This window comes from Desulfallas sp. Bu1-1, assembly GCF_015594625.1.
Lineage (GTDB): Bacteria > Bacillota > Desulfotomaculia > Desulfotomaculales > Desulfallaceae > JADNRQ01.
This window is the reverse complement of record NZ_JADNRQ010000126.1, coordinates 1-255: the sequence shown is the minus strand read 5'-3', so window position 1 is coordinate 255 and position 255 is coordinate 1. Positions and strand designations below refer to the sequence as shown.

Below are 255 nucleotides of genomic sequence, written 5' to 3'. Positions count from 1 at the left end.
AGCCGCTTTCCCACCAGGCCACCCCTACTAAACCATTATCTTCAAGGGTGGTTAACAGCGCGTCTCCGACTTCACTATCGACAACTTTATAACAAACTTCCCTGCTGGGGAAGAGGAATGGCAAATCAAGAATACTCATGTTGGGTTCAAAGCCGGTAAAGTTGGAACTGGGCAATATAACCGCTTCTTCCGCACCCATTTGGGTGGCTTCAATCATTTCGCGGGCCGAACCCAGTTGCTCCGCCGGGTAAATAG

The 255-nt window shown here is 50.2% G+C and carries 1 protein-coding gene; it reads right to left on the bottom strand.

What is annotated here, in order from left to right:
* Positions 1-255: TRAP transporter substrate-binding protein DctP (gene dctP / locus IT084_RS17925; RefSeq protein ID WP_195714206.1), on the bottom strand; the 255-nt coding region annotated here is incomplete at both ends.